At 68.1% G+C, this 3436-nt stretch carries 3 protein-coding genes; 1 reads left to right on the top strand and 2 read right to left on the bottom strand.

Annotated features, from left to right (window positions below):
- Both SFU54_RS04735 and SFU54_RS04730 read right to left on the bottom strand, forming a co-directional pair.
- Nucleotides 1-869, bottom strand: an 869-nt coding sequence (locus tag SFU54_RS04735) for a threonine/serine dehydratase (protein ID WP_319015152.1), incomplete at its 3' end; no start/stop codon positions are given.
- A complete protein-coding gene (locus SFU54_RS04730; RefSeq protein WP_319015151.1) occupies nt 866-2023 on the bottom strand; it encodes an AI-2E family transporter in 1158 nt (385 codons plus the stop codon). The genes SFU54_RS04730 and SFU54_RS04735, both read right to left, overlap by 4 nt.
- Before the next feature lie 84 nt (nt 2024-2107).
- Here SFU54_RS04730 and SFU54_RS04725 point away from each other — a divergent pair, with 84 nt between their 5' ends.
- Entirely contained in the window at nt 2108-3325 is a 1218-nt protein-coding gene (locus tag SFU54_RS04725) for a winged helix-turn-helix domain-containing protein (RefSeq protein ID WP_319015150.1), read from the top strand.
- Nucleotides 3326-3436: the final 111 nt, after the last annotated feature.

Below are 3436 nucleotides of genomic sequence, written 5' to 3'. Positions count from 1 at the left end.
CCGGCCGGCTCGACCACCATCTTCGCCCGCTCGAGCAGCACGAGCATCGCACGTGCGATGTCGTCGTCGTCGACTGTGACCACTTCGTCGACAGCATCCCGAACAATCTCGAAGTTGAGCTTGCCGGGCTTGGCCACCGCGATGCCGTCGGCGATCGTGGGCGAAATCGTGATCTCGGTGACCGCGCCTGCCGCAAGAGACACCGGGTACGCGGCGGCATTGGCCGCCTGAACTCCGATAACGCGGATGCTGCGCCCCTGCTCGGCGGCGCGCCGCTTGAGCACGCTCGCGACACCCGAGATGAGCCCACCCCCGCCGATCGGAACAATGACGGTTTCGAGCTCAGGAACCTGCTCGAGCAGCTCGAGCCCCAGGGTTCCTTGACCGGCGACGACGTCAACGTGGTCGAAGGGAGGGATGTAGACGGCGCCCGTGCGCTCGGCAAACTCTTGCGCGGCCTTGAGCGGTTCACTCACGGTGTGGCCGCGCAGCACGACCTCGGCGCCGTAGTGGCGCGTGGCCTGCAGCTTGGGCAGGGCGACGCCGATGGGCATGAAGATCGTGGCGGCGATGCCCAGCTCGCGCGCGGCAAACGCCACGCCTTGGGCGTGGTTACCCGCGCTCGCGGCCACCACACCACGCGCCTTCTCGTCATCGCTCAAGTGCGACATGCGGTTGTAGGCGCCGCGAATCTTGTACGAGCCCGTGCGCTGCAGGTTTTCGCACTTGAGGTGCACGGGCGCGCCGAGCACGTCGCTCAAGTAGCGCGAGGTCTCCATGGGAGTGATCTCGGCCACGCGGCTGACAACGAGGCGCGCAGCCTCGACGTCAGCGAGGCTCGGGCCGGCGATCGTGAGGGGGGCGGTCATGAGCGCTCCTGTGAGGGTGGTGCTGGTGGCGGCTGAATGTCACTGAGAGTCATGGGGTGCGGGATCACGCGCCATCGCCCGCTCGCGATGTAGCGAATAAAGACGTTCGAGAACGCCGCGATCGGCACGGCGAAGAGCGTGCCCGGGATGCCCGCGAGAAGTCCGCCCGTCGTCACGGCCAGCACAACCGCGAGTGGGTGCACCCGCACGGCCGGGCCCATGACGAGAGGCTGCAAGACGTTGCCCTCGAGCTGCTGCACGAGCAGCACGCCGCCGAGCATGAGCAGAGCGACAACCGGGCCGTTATAGACCAGGGCAATGAGCACGGCGAGCGATCCGGTCACGAGCGCGCCGATGAACGGCACGAAGCTCGCGAGAAAGACCGCAACGCCGATCGGCAACGCAAGCGGCAAGCCGAGTACCCACGCGATGAGGCCAATGCCGAGTCCGTCGACGAAGGCCACAAAGATCTGCACCTTCGAGAAGTTCGTGAGGGTCAGCCACCCGGCGCGTGCGGCACCATCGACCGCCGTGCGTGCCGTGCGCGGAAAGAGGCGCACAACGAAGCGCCAGATGTTGGGGCCGTCGATCAAGAAGAAGAGCAACGAGAAGATCACGAGCACGGTGCCCGCGAGCAATTCGAGCGCCGTCGTGCTCACCGAAAGCGCACCCGTGACGAGCGGCCCTTGGGTCGAGAAGTCGAGCTCGGCGACGATGCCGTCGATCCACGCCGTGATCTCTGCGGTGCTCAGCCCAAAGGTCGTGCTGAGCCACACCAGAAACTCGTCAAAGGCGTCGACCGAGCGATCTTGCAGCGACGGCCAGCCTGCCCGCACTTGGGCCACCACGAGCCAGATCAGGGCGGTCAGCACGGTTACGAGGGTCAGAAGGGCTGCAGCGACGGCGAGCCAGTGGGGAAAGCGCAAGCGGGACTTGAGCCATGCCGCGTAAGGAATGAGCAGTGCTGCGAGCAACACCGCGATCAACAGCGGAATGACGATGAGCCGCAATTGGATGATCAAGAAGATCAGCACGCCGACGAGGCCTGCCACGACGAGCAGCCGCCACGACCAGGCTGCGGCGGTGCGCATGGCGGGCGCGACGGCGTCATCCCCCGCCGCAGCGGGCACATCAGCCTTCGGTCGCCAGAACATTGCGCCAGTCTACGAGTCTGAAGCCATGCGCCCGCTGTCGGTCGGTCTGCCCGCGGCGTCGTCGCTCGGCGCTACGGTGAAGGCGTGACGAGATTGACCGCCGCACAGGCGCGCCGCCTCGCGCTCGCCGCCCAGGGCTTCGATCGCGCGCATCCCTCGGCGGTGGGCACGCGCCAGCTCTCGGCGACAATCGACCGGCTGCAGGTGCTGCAGCTCGACTCGGTCAACGTCTTCGCCCGCTCGCACTATCTGCCGCTCTTTGCGCGCCTCGGCGCCTACGACACCGCCGACCTTGACGCGCTCATCTTTGCGCGCCGGGGCCGCTATACCGAGTACTGGGCACACGAAGCGGCGATCATCCGTCGCGATGATTGGCCGCTGTGGCACTGGAAGCGCGAGGCCCTGCGCGCGAAGTACACCGAGAAAAGCGCGTGGGTGCGCGAGAACACCGCGATGCTCGACTGGCTGCTGCGCGAGCTCGCGTCGACCGGCCCCATGACGGTCAGCGACGTCGAGCACGATGCGACCGAGCGTCGCGGCCCGTGGTGGGGCTGGAGCGACGTGAAAGAGGGCCTCGAGTACCTCTTCGCCTTCGGCGACGTCGTAAGCGCGGGCCGGCGAGGGTTCTCGCGCGTCTATGCGCTTCCGTCGCACGTGGGCCTCGAGGCACTGCACGCGATCGAGGTTCCGCGCGCCGAGGCCGAGCGCGAACTCGTGCTGCGCAGTGTGCGGGCGCTCGGCGTGGGCACGGTGGGCGACATCGCCGACTACCACCGCCTCAAGATCGCCCCGACGACGGATGCCCTGCGCACGTTGCTCGCCGCGGGCGAGGTCGAGCAGGTCGAGGTCGAGGGGTGGACGACGGCCGCGGGTCGCCCGCTGCCGGCGTTCATCATTCCGGGCGCGCGCATCCCGCGCCGCATCGAGGCCGCGGCTGTGCTCTCGCCCTTCGACCCCGTGGTGTGGAACCGCGACCGCGCCCTGCGCATGTTCGGCTTTCACTACCGCATCGAGATCTACACGCCCGCCCCGAAGCGGCAGTTCGGCTACTACTCACTGCCCGTGCTCGTTGACGACCGGGTCATCGGGCGCATCGACCTCAAGAGTGACCGCCAGGCGGGCGTGCTGCGCGTGCAGAGCGCGTGGGTGGAGCCGGGGGCGTCAGCCTCGGAACTCGCGGCGCGAGTGGCGCCCGTGTTGCGGCGAGCATCCGCGTGGCAAGGCCTCGGCGAGGTTGTCGTGACCGAGCCGCTGTGGGGCGACGCGGCCGGTGCCGTGCGCGCCGCCCTCTCGGCCGACTAGCAGCGTTTGGTGCGGTTTTTAGGCTTGGGCCGGCCACGGTTTAGGCCCCCAGCGGAAAAACCCCCCCAAACCGAGCGCCCCAGAAGAGCGGTGTGGTGGAGATGTGGGGCG

It is taken from the genome of Microcella sp. (assembly GCF_033763155.1).
Classification (GTDB): domain Bacteria; phylum Actinomycetota; class Actinomycetes; order Actinomycetales; family Microbacteriaceae; genus Microcella.
This window is presented reverse-complemented; position numbering and strand designations above follow the sequence as displayed.